Source organism: Bacillus sp. AFS018417 (genome assembly GCF_002560985.1).
GTDB classification, from domain to species: Bacteria; Bacillota; Bacilli; order Bacillales; family Bacillaceae_G; genus Bacillus_A; species Bacillus_A rhizoplanae.
Map to the genome: position 1 here is coordinate 1 of NZ_NTTM01000028.1, position 23248 is coordinate 23248.

Here is a 23248-nt window from a genome sequence, read left to right on the forward strand (position 1 = left end):
CCCAGCTGAGCTAATCCTCCGAAGTGGTGACCCGTACGGGATTCGAACCCGTGTTACCGCCGTGAAAGGGCGGTGTCTTAACCACTTGACCAACGGGCCAAAATTATGGCAGAGAAGAAGGGATTCGAACCCTCGCACCGCGTAAGCGATCTACTCCCTTAGCAGGGGAGCCCCTTGAGCCACTTGGGTACTTCTCTATATTATATGGCTCCGCAGGTAGGACTCGAACCTACGACCGATCGGTTAACAGCCGATAGCTCTACCACTGAGCTACTGCGGAATAAGAAAGACATTTTTCATCTTATAAAAAATCATTTTACAAGTCAAGCACTCCTTACAATATCTTGTAGTGAGCTGACATGTTTATACTATACTGGATTGATTTTTAACTGTCAAGGTGTTTTTTCACCTGCTTCAAACATCCTTTACACTTTCCGCAAACGTAGCGATTTGTATTTATTCTTCTCCTTCTTATGTATTGGAAGCCACACGATAAACAAACATATACGTATTGTTTTTTCTCTCTCCTCTCATCAGGAATTCTTTTGCAAAAACGTGGCGCATCTACCTTATTCAACAACTCACGAAAATCTCTGTCTCTATGTTGATACCCTTTCCCCATAAGATGTAAATGATAATGACAAAGCTCATGCTTAATTACTGCAATTAATTCCTTTTCTCCATAAGCTTGATAATAATGATAATTCAATTCTATATTGTGTGTCTCTAACATATATCGCCCACCTGTCGTACGTAAACGTTTATTAAATGTCGCTTTATGCAAAAAAGGCCTCGCAAAATATTCTACTGATATTTTCTCCACCAATCTCTGAATATCTATTCCCTGCATCCGCATCTCTCCTACTTATAACTAAAATAAATTCACACGTCTTATCTGTCCCCTGCATACATTAAATAGTACATATACCCATCCTCACTTCTGTAAAAGGAGGGATTCATATGCCAGCATGGCTTCGTAAACAAATGCGGCGTGCTTATTATGAAAAAAACCGATATCAAATCAAATTACTTAACGAATGCTGGTTTTTTTATAAAAAAAAGCAATATCCTTAGTAAATAAAGGGAGCGGAACATCCCTCCACTCCCTTTTCATGTATCCGACACTTAATGGATAGCAGCTCCTATTAGCAAATTAACTCTCAGTGTAGAATGAAGAAAGCCACAATGATTCCTTTTACTTCATCACTCTATTGGTAGCATAGATAAAGCGACGCGTCCTTTTTTCATATCAACCTCATCGACCCACACTTTTACAATTTGTCCGACAGACACGATATCTAATGGATGTTTTACAAACTGCTTACTCATTTTTGAAATATGAACTAATCCATCTTGCTTCACACCAATATCAACAAAAGCACCAAAATCGACAACATTACGAACTGTACCTTCCAATTCCATGCCTCGTTTTAAATCTTCTAGTTTTAAAATACCTTTCTTAAGAAGCGGCTTCGGTAATTCATCACGTAAATCTCGCTCTGGACGAATAAGAGCATCAGTAATATCTCGCAAGGTCGGTTCACCAATGTTTGTTTGCTCTGATAATGATGAAATTTCTACTTCTTCTAAACGCTTCTGCAAATGAGGTTGTCCAACATCTGCAATAGATAATCCTAAGCTTTTCAATAACAGCTCTACATTCTTATATTGCTCCGGATGAATACTTGTTCGATCAAGTGGATTTTCACCTTCTAGAACACGTAAAAAACCGATACATTGTTCATATGTCTTTGCACCTAATCGCGGTATATCTTTCAGCTCAGCACGTTTTATAAATTTCCCGCTCTCTTCGCGTTTTTTTACAATGTTTTTCGCAACTGTTTTTGATAAACCAGAAACATATTGCAATAAGGAAACAGAAGCAGTATTTACATTCACTCCAACTTGGTTTACAGCTGTTTCAACAACAAATGTTAATGATTCATTCAACTGTTTTTGTGATACATCATGTTGATATTGCCCTACACCAACAGACTTTGGATCAATCTTTACTAATTCTGCAAGCGGATCTTGCAAACGTCTTCCAATGGAAACAGCGCTTCTTTCTTCAACTTGCAAATCAGGAAACTCTTCCCTCGCTAAGTCTGATGCTGAATATACACTCGCACCAGCTTCATTGACAATAATGTAAAATACATCACGTGTAACTGCTTGTAATACATCCACTACAAATTCTTCCGTTTCACGAGAAGCTGTACCATTTCCAATTGCAACTACTTCTACTTCATACTTTTCTAAAATTGAAATACATTTCTTTTTCGCTTCTTCATATTTCCTAACAGGCGGATGTGGATAAATAACATCGATATGAAGTACTTTTCCCGTATCATCTACAACGGCAAGTTTACACCCCGTACGATATGCTGGATCTACAGCTAATACAAACTTCCCTTTCATCGGCGGTTGTAACAATAAATTCCTTAAGTTCTCTGAAAAAATATGAATCGCTTGTTCTTCCGCTATCTCTGTTAACTCTTTACGAATTTCTCTTTCAATAGATGGTTGGATTAAACGCTTGTAACCATCTTCAATCGCCTCTTGCACATAAGAAGTACTTGGCGCGTATGATTTATGAATTACTTTTTTATGTAAAAACTGAATGATTTCTTCAACCGGAGGAACGATTGCTACTTTTAAAATTTCTTCTTTTTCACCGCGATTCATGGCTAATACACGATGAGGTACAACTTTTTGTACTGGCTCTTCATAGCTGTAATACATTTCGTATACATTCTTTTCATCTTTTTCTTCATCTTTTACAACTGCTGAAATGGTTCCTTTTCTAAAAGTAGTATTACGAATCCAACTGCGATAAGATGCTTCATCAGATACGTATTCTGCGATAATATCTTTTGCACCTTGTAACGCTTCTTCTGGTGAATGAACTTCTTTCTCTTCATTTACGAATACTTTTGCTCTTTCCAACGCATCATCCTTCGCAAACGTTAATAACCAATCTGCTAAAGGTTCTAACCCTTTTTCTTTTGCAATCGTTGCTTTTGTTCTTCGTTTTTCTTTATATGGACGATATAAATCTTCCACTTCTTGTAGTTTTGTTGCAGATACAATGTTACGACGCAACTCTTCTGTAAGCTTTCCCTTTTCATGAATTAAACGCAACACTTCTTCTTTACGATTTTCAAGTTGAGTGATATACTGCCATCTTTCTAAAATCGAACGAATTTGCACTTCATCTAATGAGTTTGTCCATTCTTTCCGATAACGAGCAATAAATGGAACTGTATTACCCTCCTCTGTTAATTGAATAACATGGCGTACTTGCTTCTCTGAAAAATTCAATTCTTTCGCTAACATTTTCATTAACTCTTGACGGTCATCTACCATTTCCATTTGCAACAAAACCTCCTTAATAATAAAAAAAGCTGCTCTTAAAAGAGAGCAACTTCAATGTTGAACTAAAAATCTATCAGTCCTAAACTAATTTGCAGGGCTTCATCTACACGATTCATCATCAGATCGTCTAACTGAGTGATTTTGTCCGTTAAGCGCTGCTTATCGATTGTTCGAATCTGTTCGAGCAAGATAACAGAATCTCTCTCAAATCCATACTTTTTTGCATCAATCTCCACATGAGTGGGCAATTTCGCTTTCTGAATCTGTGCAGTAATGGCCGCCACAATCACAGTAGGACTAAAACGATTCCCAATGTCATTTTGAATGACCAGAACCGGACGAACGCCTCCTTGCTCAGAACCAACAACTGGGGAAAGGTCTGCAAAATACACGTCGCCGCGTTTTACAATCAAAAGATTACCCCCCGCTAACTAAGCGTTCTACTGTATGAGCTGCTTCATACTCCGCTAAGAAAGCTTCAGATGCAATACCAAGATTAATTTTTCCCATTTCAATGTACCCACGTCGCATTGATTCATGCTGGTAGCGCTTCTTTGTTTTATGTTGGCGCAATAGCAATTGTGTTGCCTGGCAAATAAGTTCATGGCGATTCTTATTCTCTTGTTTTCCAATTCCGTCTAATTCTGTTACCACTTGTTTTGGCAACCGAACAACGATTTCAGTAGTTACACTTGATTCGGACACAAAAATACACCTCCACCGTCAACTACACACACACATATATATGACACCTATTGTAATAATACCATTGTATGAAGCCTGTTGCAAAGACTTCCTGATTTCTTGTTTTATGTTTTCCAATTTGGAAATAAAACATTCACTTCCTTGTACTTTTCTATGTCCTTCTTCCAAATTGAGTTTCTTAACTTGTCAAAAAGGGACATACTCACCTTTTTATAAAGGTACACTTGAACTATAGAATTCTCATCTTATATGCCATTTAAATAATTTACAACCTCTACAACTTTTCCATTTTTTACATATACACGCGGAACACGAAAACTAATTGTTGCAATAATTTCATAGTTAATTGTCTCTGAATACTCGGCAACCTCATTAGCACTAATATACCGATCATTTTGTCTTCCAATTAGAGTAACTTTTGTTCCAAGCGGCACTTCATATGGTACATGAATCATCATCATATCCATTGTAACCCTGCCTACAATCGGCACTCTTATATCATTTACAAGCACCTTGAACCCCTGCAACCTACGTAACCAACCGTCAGCATATCCAACAGGCAATGTGGCAATCCATCCTTCTGTTTTCGCTCGATAAGTAACGTTATAACTAATTCCAGCATCTTTTGTCACCTGTTTTATATGTGTAACCGTTGTATGCCAAGATAATGCAGGATCAAGCTTAATCGGTAAAAAAGGATGGATTTGCATAGATGAGAGCAGCCCATACATTGCAATCCCTATTCTGACAGCGTTAAAAGTAACACTTTGAAAACGTAAAGTTGCCACACTATTAGCTGTATGAATAAATTTTGGGGTTAATCCAAATTCTTTTAGCCAACTTAGTTGTTCCAAAAACATATTATACTGCTTATCAAAATAAGCTGTCTCCACTTCATCAGCTGTTGCAAAGTGAGTATAAACCCCTTCTAATTTTAAAAAAGGCGCATTTTGTAAACTTTTTAGAAACCTTTTCAATTCATCTTTTCTATGAATTCCAATTCTCCCCATACCGCTATCAAATTTAAGATGAAAATGGAGTGACCTTGAAGAATCCCACACCTTTTCCGCTTTTTCTATCCATTCTTTTTGAAACACAGTTAATGTAATCTCATTCTCCGCTGCCACATTAACGTCTTCCGGACGTGAAGAACCTAATACTAAAATAGGAACTGTAATTCCAGCTCTTCTTAAGACAAGAGCTTCATCCAAGAATGCAACAGCTAATCTTGTGGCTCCTGCTGCTAACGCTGTATTTGCAACTTGCACTGATCCATGACCATATGCATTTGCTTTCACAACAGCAAAAATCTCCACATTTTTCGGAATGATGGATTTAATACGAGTCAAATTATCATAAATCGCATCTAAATTTACCTCTACCCACGTATCACGATAAAATGGCGATTTTTCCATCCAGAAAAAACACTTCCTTTATACGATATGCAAAGCTTATTCTTTTATATTCACTTTTTTTCTTACCTTTATTCCATCATATTAAGCGCCGCTTTCATCAACAGATTCTACATATCAAAAATACTATTTGTTAAATCGTCATAAGGCGGAACTTCCATCAGTGGGGTTTTCTTCATCCACCACTGATGGAAAGCCCGCCCAATTGGGCTCTTACGGGATAAAAAACGTGGTGTACTCTGTAGCCACCACGTCTTAGTCGTTTACTTCACTTGTTTTTGAGTCACAGAGCGCGCTACCATTAACAACTCATCTTGTTTTAAACCTTTTGATACAAGCATATACTCGACTCCATTATGTGACCATGTAACAGAATCTTTTGTTAATGCACCAATTGCGAAACCTAAATCAACAGGCTCCCCATTCATATTTTGCAATGCGATAGTTGGTGCTACCTTCGCTTTTTCTTGTATTAATGTAAAACTCTTCTTATTGTCAGTGTACGTAAGAATACTACGTTTACCACTGTCTGTCTTAAATTCTTTCTCCTCTTTTAAAGTCATACCTTGCGGCGTATCACTTGGGTATAACACAGCAAATGACTTCTCTTCTTGTGCTGTCGTTTGTATATCGACTTGCGCTCTAGACATATTTTGTTTCGTATCAAACGCGCCTTTATCAAATTTTGTATCAAACTTTACTTTAGAAAAATCTACTTGCACAAGAACATTTTGATCATTGTCCATCAACTTCACCGAAACAGGTGCTAAATCTTTTTTATTAAATGTAATTTGTTGCCTTGGCAACATATTTTGATGATGATAGTTTGTTTTCGTTTCAAACACATAATATTTGTCTGTTTTCTTAAATGAACGGTCCTTATCGCTCAAAATATCCCTGACAAGTGATTCATATAAATATGCTTGGCTGCTATTTTGCGGCCAATCACTTTGAAAACGAAAACTTTTATTTAAAGACGGGGTAAGAACGAATACACCTTCATCATTTCGTAAAATAATCTGGCTTTGATCTTTCTTTGCATTTTTCAAATTCACTCGGTAATACGAGGGTTTTTTATACCAAACCTCAACATCGTATACTTGCGGTTCATTTCCTGTTTTAATCGATAATTTCGCTTCTGCTTGGTAGCTTTTCATATCTTTTACTCTTTCATTCAAATCTTGCACAACATCTTCCTTCTTCTTCTCCATACAGCCCGCTAACAGAAAAACGGTCAACAAACCGACAATAAACAAAAATAGCCGCCTTTTCATATGTTCAGCCCCTTTGTCTCAATAAGTAAGTGGAAGAAAACCTCTTCCTTAACGCTACTCAAATATATGAGACAAAGAGATGAAATATGCAGACTAGCTTGACGGGCTTTCTAAAATGACTTGTGCCACCGCAAACTCTCGGCTATGGCTAATCGAAAGATGAATAGTATGATTTGTATTTGCAAGTAAAATCGGTTTTCCTCTTTCATCATTCGTGATTTCAATATGTAAAAAGCTAACCTCTTTTCCAATTCCAGTACCAAGCGCTTTCGAGTATGCTTCTTTTGCCGCAAAGCGTCCTGCAACAAATTCACTACGCCTCTTTCCTTTTAACGAATGTGCTACTTGGCGCTCTTTTTCTGTTAAAATACGCTCTATAAATTTTGGTTGCCCCTCTATCATCTTTTCAATTCTTTCAATTTCAATAATATCGATTCCAATCCCTACAATCATATCCTTACGTTCCTTCCTTCTATTTTCTTCCTCATTTTCATATTGTAAGAATAACAGACAATCCGTTAACAGCAAAAGGGGTGAAGATATGAATACTCCATTAAAATACTCATTTACTTCTTTTCCTCCGATTACTACTGCATTACTTTTCATACAACTTACTTTACTATTATTAGGGAATAAGGTACTATCTATCGGAATCGCCTGTAATGAGTGTATCGCTGAAGGGGAATGGTGGCGAATTATTTCTTCATTGTTTATCCATACAACATTTTCTCATTTTTTATCTAATAGTATTTGCTGCTTAGCACTCGGCTTTTCATTAGAAAAACAACTGCGGAGCATTCGATTTTCACTTGCGTTTCTTATATCTGGAGTCACCGGAAATATCATCTCTTACTTTATACTTCCAATTCAGTATGCTCATACAGGAGCTTCAGGTGCCATTTTTGGGTTATTAGGTCTGCAGCTTTACATATTCTATATGCAATACCGCCCAAATAGAAAAAAAGAAACCCTTCTCTTTTTTGCTATTTTATCCATTCTCCTAGCGTTTACATTTGTCGACAAAGCAATAAACCCAATTAGCCATCTCGTTGGATTGCTCACGGGTGCCTGCTTAGGTCCATTACTCATAAAGTGAAACTTCCATCAGTGGGGGAGTTTTTCATCCCCCACTGATGGTTAGTTGAACCAATCGGGCTTTTACGGACAGTTATCCCCCACCTATCTTCCTTGCTTCTCTCTCAATCTTAAGGTGGGGGCTTACTGCCCGTTAATGCGGGATAAAAAAATAGATGGTGCATCGCTTACTTTACAAAAAAGCTTGCACCATCTACTATCTCTATCCCACCCTTATCTTTCATATCTCTCATCAACTGAAAGAGCGCTTCGTCTTTTTGTTTCGCTTCTATCATACAATGTATTTCCGGAACACTCTCTTTTATATATTGCAAGAAAGAAAAAAATTGATCAGAATCAATAAAATCAGCATGGGCCCTTAGATCATTTCCTTCTCGTGGACTAGAAATATGCATTTTAATCGGCAAAGGAGATTGCTCCCACGTTTGTACAACACGTTCCCAATGAGTTTCCCACTCTTCAAAGCCGTGATTTACCATATGATGATGCAAATCAAAAACTACTGGGATTCCAAGTTTTTCTCCTAAGTACAATGTCTCTTTTAAAGAAAATGTTGTATCATCATTTTCTAACATAATCATCTTTTGAATCCCCACCGGAACAAGTGACCAGTTTTCAATGAATTGTTCTAGTGCTTTCTCTTTATCCTCATACGCACCACCAACATGTAAAACACAGCGATGCGTTCTATCAATCCCCATTCCCTTTAACAACTTCCCATGCATCTGCAATGTTTTCACGGACTGCTTTAAAATCGGAGGATGTAATGAATTTAACACGACAAAATGGTCGGGATGAAAATCAATTCGCATTCCTTGACGCTTTGCATATTCTCCAAGTTGTTTTAAGTTTTCTCTTAACGGCTTTATATAATCCCACTCTAACAACGCCTCATGGTTTGCCAAAGGAATGATTTTCGAACTTAAGCGAAAAAATGAAACATCATGTCCATAATTATGTTTTAACAACCGTAGACAATTCTCTAAATTAGAATTAGAAATCCTCTCCAATTTTTTGATTGCTGCTTCTCGATCCTGTATTCGCCGAAACTGCGCATACGTCATTGTTTGCGAAGGAGAAGCATTCTTTAAATGGACACTCATTGCAACATACCCAAGCTTTACAAGCATTCCATTTCCTCTTTTCCGATACAAGTTTCTATGTAGTATACCCAACTAAAGAAACAAAAAAAGACAGCCTTTATGAAAAAGACTGTCTCTCTTCTATGAATTTAATTAAGCTTGCGGCTTACGGCTTGTGTGCTTTCTCTCGCTGCTACGTCCTCTAGGAGCTCCAGAACGACCTTCACGTCCTTGACCTTCTCCTTTACGGCCTCCACGATTGCGGTTACCATCGCGATTACGACCGCCTTCACGATTACGGTTACCATCGCGGTAACCACCTCTTCCATTTCCACTTCCGTTTCCGTTTCTCTTTCTAGAACGATCTTTTGAAACTACAGGTGGTTCTGATGTTAAAGAAACTGGCGTTGCATCCGGCTCTTTTGTCATCATTTTTAAAGCAGCTGCTACAACCGCTACAGAATCATGCTCTTCTAACAGCTCTTCTGCAATACGTTTGTAGTACGATAAGTTTTCACTTTCAATCGTGCTTTGAAGTTTTTCAGCGATTAAACGTTGTTGTCCTTCTAAAGCTTCATCTAAAGTTGGTGGATTCATACGATCCATTTTGCGTTTTGTTGTACGTTCAATATTCTTTAATTGACCCGTTTCACGTGGTGTTACAAACAGCATAGCAAGACCTGTTTTACCTGCACGGCCCGTACGACCAATACGGTGTACGTATGATTCTGGATCTTGTGGAATATCAAAGTTATATACGTGCGTTACACCTGAAATATCAAGACCACGCGCCGCTACGTCTGTCGCAACAAGAACTTCGATTGAACCTTCTTTAAATTTACGTAATACAGAAAGGCGCTTCGCTTGTGTTAAATCACCATGAATTCCTTCTGCTGCATAACCACGTAAATTTAACGCTTCTGATAATTCATCAACACGACGCTTTGTACGACCGAATACGATTGCAAGCTCTGGAGATTGAATATCTAATAAGCGTGTTAACACGTCAAATTTCTTTTTCTCTTGCACTTCTACATAGAACTGCTGAATGTTTGGCATTGTTACTTCTTTAGCTTTAACCTTAATATGTTTAGGCTCGCTCATGAAGCGTTCAGCAATGCGACGGATTGGGTCTGGCATTGTTGCTGAGAATAATAATGTTTGGTGTGTTTCAGGCACATCCGTTAAAATTGCTTCAATATCTTCAATGAAGCCCATGTTTAACATTTCATCTGCTTCGTCAAGAACAACTGTCTCTACGTTTTGCAGACGAAGTGTTTTACGTTTAATATGATCTAAAATACGTCCTGGTGTACCCACGATAATGTGTGGACCTTTTTTCAATGCACGGATTTGACGGTTAATATCTTGGCCGCCATAGATTGGTAAAATGCGAACACGCTTATGTTGACCAATTTTGTATAGCTCTTCACCTACTTGAATCGCTAACTCACGAGTTGGTGCGATAACAATACCTTGAACTGTATCTTGATTTGTATTTACTTTTTCTAATAGCGGTAATCCAAATGCAGCTGTTTTTCCTGTACCTGTTTGAGCTTGACCAATAATGTCATCACCTTGTAAGGCTACTGGAATTGTTTCTGCCTGAATTGGTGTTGCCTCTTCAAATCCCATACTTTCAACAGACTTTAATAAAGAACTGCTTAATCCTAATTCTCGAAATGTTGTCAATGTTACTTCTCCTTTTCTATCTAAAATAGCCCAGATTATTCCTTCTTCTAATATTCACAGGATATACAAGTAAGGTTGGGCTAAGTCTTCTTCAGACAAAATGCGTCATCAGCACAAGATTGCCTGACAATTATAATAAAACTAGCTTTTGAAAACTGAATGTAGAAAGTCGCAACAAAAATATGCGCCACACAAGACATTCAAACGTAAAGCTAGACAAAAGTAGTCCCAAAAAAATTTATCGACGGGATAGAGGGGTTAGGCGGAAATCAATCCCAACTCCACTAACGCCAAGCGCCGAGCAAAAATGCCTGGCACGCTAGAAACCCCCACTTCAAACAATTATAACTTTCAAGTGGCGGGAGCATTTTTCCTAACTATCCATTCAAAAAAGACATTTTCCGTGTTTGCGGAAAATGCCCTTTCCCTTATGTTCACGTATATAAACGGGCCTACATTTATCACAAAAATACTCTACAACGTTATTACACCCTATCAATTATAAGTTTTGTATGTGTAAAAAGCAAACCCAACTCTTCCCTTATTTTACATATTGATTTTTCTATCCTTGTTCCAACTTTCCATCTCCGTGTTGTAAGCGCTTCTTTATTTTATCCCGTATTAACGGGCAGTAAACCACCTACTAATGGAAGTTTCACTTTATCATCGCAATAACTTCTTCTAATTTCATTCCACGAGATGCTTTTACTAATACAACGTCTTTCACATCAACGACTTCTTTTAAATCTTTAACAAGTTCTTCTTTATTGTCATAAGCTTTCACGCGTTCACTAGAAAAATTAATTCTTGCACCTTCTGCCATTTGCGCCCCGAGCGTACCGTACGTAAATACATACGCAATACGAGCTGGATCAATTAATTTTCCAACTTCATAATGAAATTGTACTTCTTGGTCACCAAGCTCTAGCATATCGCCAAGCACAAGAATTTTTTTAGAAAATCCATTTAATTCATTCATTAAATGGAATGCTGCTTCCATCGCTGTCGGACTTGCGTTATATGCATCATTAATAATCGTTAACCCTGCATCTGTTTTCACAACTTCCATACGCATGCCTGTCATTTTCAAATTCACTAAACCTTGTTTCATTTCTTCCCAAGTTACACCGAAAAATTCAGCAACCGCTATTGATGCTAATGCATTATATACATTATGCTTCCCAAGAACGGGTAAATAAAATGCTACATTCTGCGCTTGATTCATCGTAAATTGTGTACCTGTTGCCTCTAATTTTACAGATACCGGGTAATAATCGTTCGCTCTTGCATCACCAAACGTAATTGTCTTTGCAGATAAATTCATCCCTGGCACGCGTGTAGTTAACAATGGTTCATCTCCGTTATAAACAAATACGCCATTATCTTGTAAGCCTGCGACAATTTCTAGCTTCGCTTCTGCAATTCCATCACGAGAGCCCAAATCCATTAAATGCGCTTCTCCAATATTTGTAATAATTGCTGCATCAGGGCGAGCAATCTTGGACAAAAATTCAATTTCCCCGCGGCTTGACATACCCATCTCTAATACAGCCATTTCTGTATCTTCTTCTAAATTTAAAATTGTCAAAGGTAGTCCAATATGGTTATTGAAATTCCCTTCTGTTTTTTGCACTTTAAATTTCGCTCCAAGTAAGCTTGTCACAATATCTTTCGTTGACGTTTTTCCGTTACTTCCTGTTACACCAATTACTTTCACGTTTAACTGGTCGCGATAGCTCTTCGCCAATGTTTGCAGCGCTTGTAATGTATCTTCTACAAAAATAACTGGTAAATTTGTTGGCGGGTTCGCTACACCTTTCTTCCAAAGTGTTGCAACTGCACCGCTTTCTATTGCTTTCTCCACAAAAGCATGACCATCAAAACGTTCTCCTTGAATCGGAATATATAAGTTTCCTTGTTCAATTTTTCTTGTATCAATGGAAACACCTTTTATAGCTACATCATTCCACTGCCCTGCTAGGCCAGTTCCGCATACCATTTGCTCAATTTGCTTCACTGTTCTTTGTATCATACAAAAACACTCCTTACACGGAAGAAACACTATTCATTTGAATAGTGCTTCTCCTTTCTTGTTAGATTGTATATTTAATTTTTTGTTTTTCTTCGTGACGCTCAATCGCTAAACGTACTAGCTCTTGAATAAGCTCTGGATACGGCACTCCCGTATTTTCCCATAAAAGAGGGAACATACTAAACGGCGTGAATCCTGGCATTGTATTTACTTCATTAATAAATACGTCGCCATCTTTCGTTAAGAAGAAATCTGCACGCGTTAATCCCGTACCATCTAAAGATTGAAATGCACGGATTGCATACTCTTTAATCTTCTCATATTCCGCTTCTGTAATTTCAGCAGGAATAACCATTGCTGTATCGCCATCAATGTATTTTGATTTATAGTCATAGAATTCTTTTTTCGCCACAATTTCGCCTACAACAGAACATTTCGGTGCATCGTTTCCTAATACTCCAATTTCCACTTCACGACCGATAATATTCTCTTCTACGATAATTTTACGATCAAATTGGAACGCCTCTTCAAATGCATTCTCTAACTCATCACGATTTTTACATTTATTAATTCCAACGCTTGAGCCAAGGTTTGCTGGTTTCACAAAACATGGATAGCCTAATGTTTCTTCAACTTTTTCATACGCTGCTGTACGATCTTTTTCCCATACACTGCGAATAAACGAAACATATTTAGCTTGTGGCAATCCCGCTTCTGCGAAAATATTTTTCATAATGACTTTATCCATACCTGCAGCCGATGCTAACACACCGTTCCCTACATATGGAATATTCATAAGTTCTAACAAGCCTTGTACTGTTCCATCTTCACCATTCGGTCCATGTAATAACGGGAAGATTACATCAATTGCATTCTCTTTATCAGAAGCTGCCATTGGGATAATCTCTGAACTTAATGATACAGGAGAAATTGCATTTTCTTCTCCATTTAATTGCAACGCTTGAACGCTTTTCACTTCACCTTCAATACGCTCACCGCGCATCCATTGTCCTTGTTCAGTAATATAAATTGGATGAACCTCAAATTTTTCTTGATCTAACGCTTTACTAACAGCAAGAGCCGTTTGTAAAGAAACTTGATGCTCCGCTGATTTTCCACCATATAATAAACCTAATTTAATTTTCATAATGAAATCCACCCTAATCGTTTGTTTTCATTTTTCTATTGTAGCACTTTTTACGAAAATAGGTAGTTCCTATTTGAAATAAAGTAAAACTTCCATCAGTGGTTTTTTCATCCCCCACCTATCTGCTTAATTCTCTCTACATCTTGAGGTGGGAGCCTTACTGTCCGCTAATGCGAGATAAAGTAAAACTTCCATCAGTGTGGGATTTCCCCCCCTACTGTTGGTTAGTTGGACCAATCGGGCACATACCAGCAGTTATCCCCCTACCCATCTTCTTCGCTTCTCTCTGAATCTTGAGGTGAGGAGTCTTACTGCCCACGAATAGCGAGCTAACTAAGCTAACATAATAATTTTTCTAGTTATGTACCTAATAATATGAAAAAAAGAACCTATTTGTGTATGCAGAAAACTTTATGACGTTTGTTTGACCATGTCATCTTTTTGTCTTTGCTCTACAAGTCGGTCTAATGATACGTAAACAAGGCCCGCTATCATACATCCAATCCCTAAAATCGTAAATAAAATGTGACCCAACAAACGATCAAGTAAAATACCACCCAGTAAAGGTCCAAACGCATTACCTGTAATCCATTGTAAGCTAGCTGCTCCCATATACGTACCTCGTAAATGTTCTGGTGCTAAATTTGCTACAAATGTCATTTGCACAGGAGACATAACCATTTCTCCTAGTGTATAAATTACATATACGATTAGTAATGTAACAAGCACTACAGTAGCATTTGTCCCAGCTCCTCCAAACCACCTCGGAAGCCAACCGATTGCAAGAAGACCTATTCCAAATAACCAAGCACCATACAACATCGTTTTCCCAACCGGTTTATCTGTCGCCCATTTCGAAATTTGAAATTGAAACAAAACCACCAAAAGTCCATTTACTGCCATTAAATAAGGAAATGGATTATTCATTCCAAATATCCCCTTCATTTCATTATCAAAATGAAGCGGAAGCATACCTTCTGTTTGCGAAAATCCCATTGAAATAACAATTCCGGCTAATAAATAGATTAGTAAAATTTTATCTTGAAACACAACTTTCCATACAGATTGTCTCGTTCCCTCTCCCTCACTCACTTGTTTTACTACACCCTTCGGCATTGTTTCTTTAATAAGTAGTAAAACTAGCAGCGCATAGAATAACATAGAGGACGATGCGATAATAAAAATAACAGTTTTAGACAGAAGTACAACCGAAGCACCTAGAATCGGCCCAATTGCCGCTCCAATATTATGTCCCATCCGCAGCAAACCATATGCTTCTGTTCGCTTTTCAGGTTCTGTTACATCCGCTACCATCGCAGAGGCTGCCGGATGAAACAGCGAATTACTAAGACCTAGACAAATAGATAGAATAGCATACGGTATAAAACCATCTATAAATAAGAAACCAAGCATTAAGACCGCATTACTAGCCATCGAAAATATCATAATTGGCTTTCGCCCATAAATATCTGCAATTCTCCCACCTATAAGCGAACCAAAACTTGCTGCAATAGGGGACAACGCCATAATAATTCCTACCTGTAGTAGTGAATCCACTTTATCTTTTAAATATAATGCAAAAAATGGCATTAACATCATCATTGCAATTCCATTTAATGTTTCTCCAATAAACCGGATCCAAACATTACGATCCATCCCCTTTAACTCTTGCCATGTCTTCTTCATATTCCCACCCCTTTTATCGACCACCTTTCATCTTATATCAATTTTAGAAAAATGTAAATTTTCAAAATAAAGAAGCCGTTCTTTTTGTAAGAACGGCTTTCTCTTTATAAATTCACAGTTTTTTTATCATCTTTTTCTTTATTTAATGCACTACGCTTTCTGCTATATACGAAATAGACTATAACTCCAATCGCCAACCAAATACCAAAACATTCCCATGTAATCGCTGGTAATTGAAGCATTAAGTATAGACAAAAAATTACTGCTAACGCTGGTAAAAACGGTACAAGCGGCGCTTTAAAGGCACGCGGTAAATCCGGATGTGTTTTTCGCATTACAATAACCGCTATTGCAACAAGTACGAATGCAGATAGAGTTCCGATATTCACAAGGTGAGCCAATACACTTAGATCAACAAGCCCTGAAATAAGAGCTGCTACAATACCTGTTATCCACGTATTTAAAAATGGCGTTTTAAACTTCGGATGTACTTTCGAAAGACGTTTCGGTAATAGACCATCACGGCTCATTGCATACGATACACGTACTTGACCATACATCATAACTAACATAACAGTTGTAATCCCTGTAATAGCACCTACCGAAATAACACCCGCCAAACCATCTTGTCCAATAAATTGAAGCGCAAATGCTACTGGATCTGATCTATCCAATTGACCAAACGGTACAATACCTGTCAAAACAAGTGAAACCGCAATATATAGGACTGTACAAATTAATAGTGATGCAATAATACCAATCGGTAAATCACGCTGCGGGCGTTTTACTTCCTCCGCTGCCGTTGAAACAGCATCAAAACCAATAAAAGCAAAGAATACTGTCGCTGCACCTACCATTACACCATTAAAACCAAACGGCATAAACGGTGTCCAGTTTTCTGGTTTTACGTATTTAAATCCAGCGAAGATGAATAATAGTACAACGGCTAATTTAATGAATACCATAATGTTATTTACGCGGGCACTTTCACGAACACCTCGTGATAAAAGAATAGTCATAATTAAAATAATAAGAACAGCTGGTAAATCAATTATTCCACCTTTTCCTGCCCCTGGAGCAGAAGCTAAAATCGTTGGAATATGAATTCCAAATCCATTTAATAAAGACTGAAAATAAGCTGACCATCCATTAGCAACAGCTGATGTCGCTAATAAGTATTCAAGCATTAAATCCCATCCAATTAAGAAGGCAAATACCTCTCCCATCGTTGCATACGTATACGTATACACACTACCAGATACCGGTACACTGGAAGCAAATTCAGCATAACAAAAGGCAGCAAAGGCACAAGCTAGTGCAGCTAATGCAAACGATAAAATAACGGCAGGCCCAGAATGTTTCGCAGCAACTACCCCTGTCAGCACGAAGATCCCTGTTCCGACAATTGCTCCTACCCCTAACAAGGTTAAGTCTAATGCCCCTAATGTTCGATCTAATTTTTTCTGACTTCCTTCTTGTAACAATTGTGTCAGCGGCTTTTTTTGAAAGATTTGCTTCATACTCTGCACCTCAACATTTATAATTTTCTGAAAATTTTAATATTTATTTTTATTGTACTTATTACATCTTTTTTCGTCAATAACTTCTGTCGAATTTAACAGAAAATTCATATTTCTTCATGAATAAAAAAATTTGTACGAAACAGATTGAGATTTTATACATTTTCTTTATCCTTCCCCTACCTTCTTTAAGCCTTCAAAAGATTGTGGTAAGTTACCATACTACTGTATGCAAAGAGGTTATATAGTTATATGGTTATATTTTTATATCTTTTTATAAACATTTTTGGTATTTTATATAATGTCGATTCTTTTATTAAAACAAGCACGCTCATAAATGAGCGTGCTTGTTTTGTTTTTCATACATAATAGGCATTCACCTTATACAGTATATGAGCCTTGTTCTAGCCAACTATACATATATTGTCCATCTTCCATCTCATGTGCATGCTTTATCACGCGTAGCGGACGGAATGTATCAATCATAACAGCTAGTTCAATAGTTTCTTTTTTACCAAGACTTGCTTCTGTTTTTCCAGGGTGCGGACCATGTGGGATTCCACTTGGATGAAGCGTGATAGACCCTTCCTCTACACCTTTTCTGCTCATAAAATTCCCTTCCACATAATAGAGCACTTCATCACTATTTACATTACTATGATAATACGGCGCCGGGATTGCTTCTGGATGATAATCATATAGACGCGGAACAAATGAACAAATGACAAAGTTATGCCCTTCAAATGTTTGGTGTACTGGTGGTGGCTGATGAATGCGCCCTGTAATAGGCTCAAAATCCTCAATATTAAATACCCATGGATATAAATGACCATCCCATCCAACAACATCTAACGGATGATGCTGTAAAACATGCTTATGCATATATCCTCTAGACTTTGTCATCACAACAAAGGCACCTTTTTCATCATACGTTTCTAACGTCTCTGGACCACGAATATCACGCTCACAAAATGGACTATGTTCTAATAATTGTCCATACTCATTGCGATAATTACGCGGTGTGGTAATTTGACTATTTGCTTCAACAACGAGGAATTTCGATTCTCCAACTTCAGGGATTACACGGTAAATCGTACCGATTGGAATGATAATATAATCTCCTTTTCGATAATGAATCGTACCGAACATTGTCTCAATTTTCCCAGATCCATAATGAACGAATAGCATTTCATCTCCATCGCCATTGCGATAAAAATAGTCCATTTTCTCCGTCGGGTTTACAACCCCGATTATTAGATCTTCATTTCCTAATAGAAAATTCCTTCCGTTCACGGCATCTCCTGTTTTTCTATATTCTTTCGTACGAAAATGACGATGCGCTAACGCCACGTCTTCTTCATACTGCATATGACACGATTGAGCTAAAGAAGCATGACCGACTTCAGTTGGCATGTAATGATGATACAAAATAGATTGCGTACCAGAAAAACCTTTCGTTCCCATTACTTGCTCACGATAGAGCGACCCGTCTTGTTTACGAAATTGTACATGTCGTTTACGAGGAAGTTCCCCCATGCGACGATAATACATGCTCATCCCCCGCTTTCTTTTCTGCTTTTACCGTATTACGCAATGTTCCTAAGCTAGTAATCTTTAACTCTACCACATCACCAGCTTTAAGCCATTTTTCTGTTCCAAGCTCTAAAATACAGCCGCTTCCAACTGTACCAGAACCAAGTATATCTCCTGGGTACAACGTAACATCTTGGGATGCTCGTTCAATCATTTCAGCAAACGTATAATAGATATCTTGAAAATTACCTTTTGACCATTGTTCTCCATTAATATGAGCTGTCATTTCTAAATTATAACGATCATCGCTTCGATATACGTCTAACTCATCTTTCGTCACAATATACGGCCCAAGTGAGGTAGCAAAGTCTTTTCCTTTTGCTGGTCCAAGCCCGACTTTCATTTCATGCGCCTGTAAATCTCTAGCGCTCCAATCATTCATAATGCAGTAACCAAAAATATATTCATGAGCTTGTTCACGCGAGATATTTTTACCTTCTTTACCAATGACACAAGCAATCTCTAACTCATAGTCAAGTTTCTTTGTTGCACCTGGGCACAAAATAGCTTCTTCCGGCCCAATAACAGCACGATGATTCGTAAAATAAAACACCGGAATATCATACCACTCTGGAACAACATCTAAACCACGGCGACCACGCGCTGTTTTTACATGTTGTTCAAATGCATAAAAATCACGAATACTCCCTGGGTTTGGTAAAGGTGCACAAAGCTGTACATCCGTAATATGATAAACACCGCTCGTTGGTGTGCCAATCTTACGAACTATTTCCATATATTCATCTGATTTCTCTAAAAAAGAAATCATTGTAGAAGGAAGTACCCCTCCACTTGCTGTATGCATATCAATAACCTTGTCACCTTCAAGCCAACCAGCTCTCATTTCTTCTGAAGGAAGACGAAATGTAATAAACTTCATCGTTTTCTCTCCTCGCTTTGAAAGTAAAGCAGCGGGCGGAAGGAGTATCTCTCCTAACCGTTATCCCGCTCCAACGGAAAACTTGATACCTATCTATTTACTGAGAAATCAAAGAAGATAACTATCAATACGAGTCCGATTGATTCCACTAACTATCAATTTGGAACTGCTAAGTTTCACTTTATAGATTTCCTCTGCGTGCCTGCTCTCTTTCAATCGATTCAAATAATGCTTTAAAGTTTCCTTCACCAAATCCCCTTGAGCCTTTACGTTGAATAATCTCAATAAATAAAGTTGGACGATCCACAATTGGCTTTGTGAAAATTTGTAATAAGTAGCCTTCCTCATCACGATCCACAAGGATTTTCAGCTCTTTTAATTTTTCAATTTCCTCATCAATTTTACCAACACGTGCTGTTAATTCTTCATAATACGTATCTGGTGTATCTAAAAATTCCACGCCGTTTGCACGAAGCGCAGAAACAGTTTTTACAATATCATTTGTTAATAACGCAAGATGTTGTACGCCTGCTCCGTTATAGAACTCTAAATACTCTTGGATTTGTGATTTTCTTTTTCCTTCTGCTGGTTCATTGATTGGAAACTTAATACGACTTCCGTTTGTCATTACTTTCGACATTAAAGCAGAATATTCCGTACTAATATCATCATCGTCAAAATGAATCATTTGTTTAAAGCCCATTACATTTTCATAATAACTTACCCATTCTTCCATTTTTTCAACATTACCAACAACATGATCAACAGCAATTAGTCCTGTTTCTTCAAAAGGAGTAGTAGATTCTAGTGGTTCATATCCTGGCATAAACGCACCTTTATAATTTTTACGCTCTACAAGCGTGTGAATTGTATCACCATATGTGCCAATAACTGCCTTTTTAATTGTTCCATGTTCATCAGATAACACTTCTGGCGGAGCAATTGCAACTGCACCGCGTTTTACAGCTTCTGCATATGCTTTCTCTACATCTTCTACAAGAAGTGCCACATCTTTTACACCATCGCCGTGCTGTTTCACAAACTCAGCAATGCGGCTATTCGTGTTTAAAGCACCTGACACAACAAAACGCATATTTTTTTGCACAAGTACGTAAGATACTTTATCACGGTTTCCTGTTTCTAAACCGGAATATGCAGCTATACGGAAACCAAATGCTCTCGCAAGGTAATAGCTCGTTTGTTTTGCATTACCAACATAAAATTCTAAATGATCCACATCACGTACTGGAAAAAAATCCTCCATTTGTGCTGCTAAAGTGTCCATAGACTTTTGTTCCATATTTTCCTCATCTCCCTGTAATATAATTTTCCAAATATTTCTCCTAAAAGAACGCAAGCGCTTCCAAATATCAGTAAAAAATAAATTGCACCGCAATTATTTTTTGTCAATTTTAATTTTTCTATTTTTTCTGTCAAATACCTCCCTTTTTCTTGCATAGAAAATTCGACTTTTTTCTATTTCTCTCCTTATATTATATAAAGTGAAACTTCCATCAGTTCCTCTTTACTGATAACTCAACGAAAACACAAAGAGGGACTCCGTTTTTTCGAAGTCCCTCTTTTCATTCACGTTCAAATTTACACAGAATTTAAATTATACTAAAGCACTTGAAAGAAACATGATAAGTGCTGTTAATGCTGTTGCCACTCCTGCTGATCCTAGTAAATCCATTTTTGTTAATTGTAATACTTCTTTAGTTTCCATTATTCTCATGCTCCCTTTAATAGATTTCTGTATGTAACTTTCATTTTGTAATAGTTTTCCGCCCTACTATGTACAAAAATTACTATGAATTATACTAAAACGCTTGAAAGAAATACAATAAGCGCTGTTAATGCTGTTGCCACTCCTGCTGATCCTAGTAAATCCATTTTTGTTAATTGTAATACTTCTTTAGTTTCCATTACTCTCATTCTCCTTTTTATAGATTTCTATATATAATTTGCACTTTGTAATAGTTTTCCGCTCTACTATGTACAAAAATTACTATGAATTATGCTAAAACGCTTGAAAGAAATACGATAAGCGCTGTTAATGCTGTTGCTACTCCTGCTGATCCTAGTAAATCCATTTTTGTTAATTGTAATACTTCTTTAGTTTCCATTGCTCTCATTCTCCTTTTTATAAATCTTTATATTAAATTCCCAAGAAATAATTTATTTATAGTTTTTAACTTAATGTCATATTGGATTATATAATGTAACGTTTGTAACATTACTGTAACATAACTTTTTTACTTAAGCAATAGTTCGTATAAAATTATTATGTTTTTTTTAACAAGTATAAAGCGTGGGGAGAAGATACCTCTCACATTTTTACCTTCTCAAGCATATTAAGTAGTTAAAATAAGCGAGTATATCTGTGTAACATTAATGTAACAGTTTCGATATAACATTTAATTTAGTATGATTGAAACAAAGAGGTGATCAGCTTGAAATTAATCGCACTTGATATGGATGGTACGCTCTTATCATCTAATCTAGAAATCTCCAAGGAAAATTTAGAGGCAATACGCAACGCTGAAGAAGCAGGACATATCGTTATGATTTGTTCTGGTAGAGCAAAAGAAGATATTTTAAAACTGCTTGAGCAATACCGCTTGTCTCTTCCACTAGGAGCTAGTAATGGAGCAGTAGTATACGCTGATGGAAAAGTAATTCATTCGCGCACTTTGCAAAAAGAAAAAGTATATGAAGTTGCAAAACAGCTCGAAGCTGGGGGATTTCCGTATAAGCTCTATACAAATAAGGGTGTATATGCACCGTATAATTGGAAAGAACAAGTAACAAAAGCTTTTCAACTAAACAAAGATTCCCTTGATGTTACAATTGAAGAAATTGAGCGAATTAGCGAGAAGCAACTAAAAGCTAATTTAATTACAACTTTTCAAAGTATTGAAGATGTGGTATCCGACTCAACCATTGAAATTTCAAAGTTTTTTATCCTTACATTCAACAAAGAGAAGCGTGTACAATTGCTACAATCTTTAGAGAAAGATGCGGCAATTATGGTGACAGCTTCCGCTCCAACAAACTTAGAGATTATGGACAAACATGGTCATAAAGGCAATGGATTACAAGAAATGGCAAAACATTTTCATATTCCTTTACAAGATACTGTTGCCATTGGAGATAACTTTAATGATGTCCCAATGTTAGAGGTGGCAGGTTTATCAATAGCAATGGGAAATGCAGAACACGATGTCAAACAACTATGTGACATTGTAACAGCGACAAACGATGAAAATGGCGTAGCTTATGCAATCGAGCAATACATTTTACAAAAAGCGCAACAAAGATAATAGAAAAGGAGAAACCATTAAATTGGTTTCTCCTTTTCTCATAATATATGGTTTTTACCAACATACAAGAATCCTACTTAAAAAATTATTCTATTATCGATAGATCCAGCATACGATAATAACAGTTTCTTAATAAAGGAGAGAAAACATGGACAAGTTATTCCTAGATGTTTTGAACTATATTTGTTTAATGCTCGTTATATTAGGAGCATTACTCTTATTTCCTTTCTTCCCGACACTCGTCCTCTTTTTAGTGTTTCTCTTCATGTTCGGGATTGCTATTATCATTTCACTTGGGCCATCAGAAGAAAAAGAAAAAGAAAGCAGAATTCAGCGCGCAAGGCTGTAAATTCTGCTTTCTTTTTGTTCAATCATAACGTATTCTTGTTAAACCGATGATAAAGAAGATACCAGCAAACAGAAGTAACACGC

23 protein-coding genes and 3 tRNA genes are annotated in these 23248 nt (G+C 37.2%); 4 read left to right on the forward strand and 22 right to left on the reverse strand.

Translation table 11 applies throughout. The annotated features are described in order from the left end of the window. Positions 1-24 precede the first annotated feature (24 nt). From CN326_RS12040 to CN326_RS12055, 4 genes are all read right to left on the reverse strand, one after another. Positions 25-99, reverse strand: a tRNA-Glu gene (locus CN326_RS12040). A 7-nt stretch (positions 100-106) separates the two neighbouring features. After that, positions 107-197, reverse strand: a tRNA-Ser gene (locus CN326_RS12045). A gap of 8 nt (positions 198-205) precedes the next feature. Beyond that, positions 206-280 (reverse strand) — tRNA-Asn (locus tag CN326_RS12050). 105 nt (positions 281-385) lie between these two features. Next, on the reverse strand, positions 386-850 hold the full coding sequence (locus CN326_RS12055) for a SprT family protein (RefSeq protein WP_098309273.1): 465 nt from the start codon (positions 848-850) through the stop codon (positions 386-388). Positions 851-960: 110 nt separating this feature from the next. Here CN326_RS12055 and cmpA point away from each other — a divergent pair, with 110 nt between their 5' ends. Further along, a complete protein-coding gene (gene cmpA, locus CN326_RS12060) occupies positions 961-1074 on the forward strand; it encodes a cortex morphogenetic protein CmpA (protein ID WP_098309274.1) in 114 nt (37 codons plus the stop codon). Positions 1075-1203: 129 nt separating this feature from the next. On the opposite strand, the gene CN326_RS12065 is transcribed toward cmpA, so the two are convergent. The 6 genes from CN326_RS12065 to acpS form a co-directional block, all read right to left on the reverse strand. Then, positions 1204-3372 carry a Tex family protein gene (locus CN326_RS12065; RefSeq protein ID WP_141525036.1) on the reverse strand — a complete coding sequence of 723 codons (2169 nt, stop codon included), beginning with the start codon at positions 3370-3372 and terminating at the stop codon, positions 1204-1206. Positions 3373-3437: 65 nt separating this feature from the next. Next, positions 3438-3788, reverse strand: coding sequence for a type II toxin-antitoxin system endoribonuclease NdoA (gene ndoA / locus CN326_RS12070; protein WP_020063273.1), 351 nt, complete (start codon positions 3786-3788; stop codon positions 3438-3440). Between the two features lie 4 nt (positions 3789-3792). Continuing rightward, complete coding sequence (locus CN326_RS12075) at positions 3793-4080, reverse strand: antitoxin EndoAI (protein ID WP_000004571.1); 288 nt, start codon at positions 4078-4080, stop codon at positions 3793-3795. A gap of 245 nt (positions 4081-4325) precedes the next feature. Further along, positions 4326-5495 carry an alanine racemase gene (alr, locus tag CN326_RS12080; protein ID WP_098309276.1) on the reverse strand — a complete coding sequence of 390 codons (1170 nt, stop codon included), beginning with the start codon at positions 5493-5495 and terminating at the stop codon, positions 4326-4328. Positions 5496-5755: 260 nt separating this feature from the next. After that, positions 5756-6703, reverse strand: coding sequence for a LolA family protein (locus CN326_RS12085; protein WP_141525040.1), 948 nt, complete (start codon positions 6701-6703; stop codon positions 5756-5758). 156 nt (positions 6704-6859) lie between these two features. Then, entirely contained in the window at positions 6860-7219 is a 360-nt protein-coding gene (gene acpS / locus CN326_RS12090; protein ID WP_098309278.1) for a holo-ACP synthase, read from the reverse strand. Between the two features lie 88 nt (positions 7220-7307). Here acpS and CN326_RS12095 point away from each other — a divergent pair, with 88 nt between their 5' ends. Next, positions 7308-7862 carry a rhomboid family intramembrane serine protease gene (locus CN326_RS12095; protein WP_098309279.1) on the forward strand — a complete coding sequence of 185 codons (555 nt, stop codon included), beginning with the start codon at positions 7308-7310 and terminating at the stop codon, positions 7860-7862. A 166-nt stretch (positions 7863-8028) separates the two neighbouring features. Here CN326_RS12095 and uvsE read toward each other — a convergent pair whose 3' ends face one another. The 12 genes from uvsE to CN326_RS12160 all read right to left on the reverse strand — a co-directional run bounded on the left by uvsE (position 8029) and on the right by CN326_RS12160 (position 21619). Continuing rightward, on the reverse strand, positions 8029-8991 hold the full coding sequence (uvsE, locus tag CN326_RS12100) for a UV DNA damage repair endonuclease UvsE (RefSeq protein WP_098309280.1): 963 nt from the start codon (positions 8989-8991) through the stop codon (positions 8029-8031). A 105-nt stretch (positions 8992-9096) separates the two neighbouring features. Continuing rightward, positions 9097-10635 carry a degradosome RNA helicase CshA gene (gene cshA / locus CN326_RS12105; RefSeq protein WP_098309281.1) on the reverse strand — a complete coding sequence of 513 codons (1539 nt, stop codon included), beginning with the start codon at positions 10633-10635 and terminating at the stop codon, positions 9097-9099. Positions 10636-11290: 655 nt separating this feature from the next. Beyond that, positions 11291-12667 (reverse strand): UDP-N-acetylmuramoyl-tripeptide--D-alanyl-D-alanine ligase, encoded by a 1377-nt coding sequence (locus tag CN326_RS12110; RefSeq protein WP_098309282.1) that lies wholly within the window; start codon positions 12665-12667, stop codon positions 11291-11293. Between the two features lie 61 nt (positions 12668-12728). Next, positions 12729-13817 (reverse strand): D-alanine--D-alanine ligase, encoded by a 1089-nt coding sequence (locus CN326_RS12115; protein WP_098309331.1) that lies wholly within the window; start codon positions 13815-13817, stop codon positions 12729-12731. 408 nt (positions 13818-14225) lie between these two features. Further along, a complete protein-coding gene (locus CN326_RS12120; protein ID WP_098309283.1) occupies positions 14226-15500 on the reverse strand; it encodes an MDR family MFS transporter in 1275 nt (424 codons plus the stop codon). Positions 15501-15604: 104 nt separating this feature from the next. After that, positions 15605-17020, reverse strand: coding sequence for a branched-chain amino acid transporter BcaP (gene bcaP / locus CN326_RS12125; protein ID WP_098309284.1), 1416 nt, complete (start codon positions 17018-17020; stop codon positions 15605-15607). A 381-nt stretch (positions 17021-17401) separates the two neighbouring features. Then, positions 17402-18577 (reverse strand): homogentisate 1,2-dioxygenase, encoded by a 1176-nt coding sequence (locus tag CN326_RS12130; RefSeq protein WP_141525037.1) that lies wholly within the window; start codon positions 18575-18577, stop codon positions 17402-17404. Further along, positions 18537-19493: a fumarylacetoacetate hydrolase family protein gene (locus tag CN326_RS12135; RefSeq protein ID WP_098309286.1), complete on the reverse strand. Its 957-nt coding sequence runs from the start codon at positions 19491-19493 to the stop codon at positions 18537-18539. The genes CN326_RS12130 and CN326_RS12135 overlap by 41 nt, the downstream gene beginning before the upstream one ends. Positions 19494-19674: 181 nt before the next feature. Further along, complete coding sequence (gene hppD, locus CN326_RS12140; RefSeq protein ID WP_098309287.1) at positions 19675-20793, reverse strand: 4-hydroxyphenylpyruvate dioxygenase; 1119 nt, start codon at positions 20791-20793, stop codon at positions 19675-19677. Between the two features lie 315 nt (positions 20794-21108). Continuing rightward, entirely contained in the window at positions 21109-21219 is a 111-nt protein-coding gene (locus CN326_RS12150; RefSeq protein ID WP_141525038.1) for a DUF3948 family protein, read from the reverse strand. An 89-nt stretch (positions 21220-21308) separates the two neighbouring features. Further along, positions 21309-21419, reverse strand: a complete 111-nt coding sequence (locus CN326_RS12155) for a DUF3948 family protein (RefSeq protein WP_098309290.1) — start codon at positions 21417-21419, stop codon at positions 21309-21311. An 89-nt stretch (positions 21420-21508) separates the two neighbouring features. Further along, positions 21509-21619, reverse strand: a complete 111-nt coding sequence (locus CN326_RS12160; RefSeq protein ID WP_154709425.1) for a DUF3948 family protein — start codon at positions 21617-21619, stop codon at positions 21509-21511. Between the two features lie 327 nt (positions 21620-21946). On the opposite strand from CN326_RS12160, the gene CN326_RS12165 reads away from it, so the two are divergent. Both CN326_RS12165 and CN326_RS12170 read left to right on the forward strand, forming a co-directional pair. Then, positions 21947-22816, forward strand: coding sequence for a Cof-type HAD-IIB family hydrolase (locus CN326_RS12165; protein ID WP_141525039.1), 870 nt, complete (start codon positions 21947-21949; stop codon positions 22814-22816). Between the two features lie 148 nt (positions 22817-22964). After that, positions 22965-23165 (forward strand): hypothetical protein, encoded by a 201-nt coding sequence (locus CN326_RS12170; RefSeq protein WP_098309292.1) that lies wholly within the window; start codon positions 22965-22967, stop codon positions 23163-23165. The last annotated feature ends 83 nt before the right edge of the window (positions 23166-23248 follow it).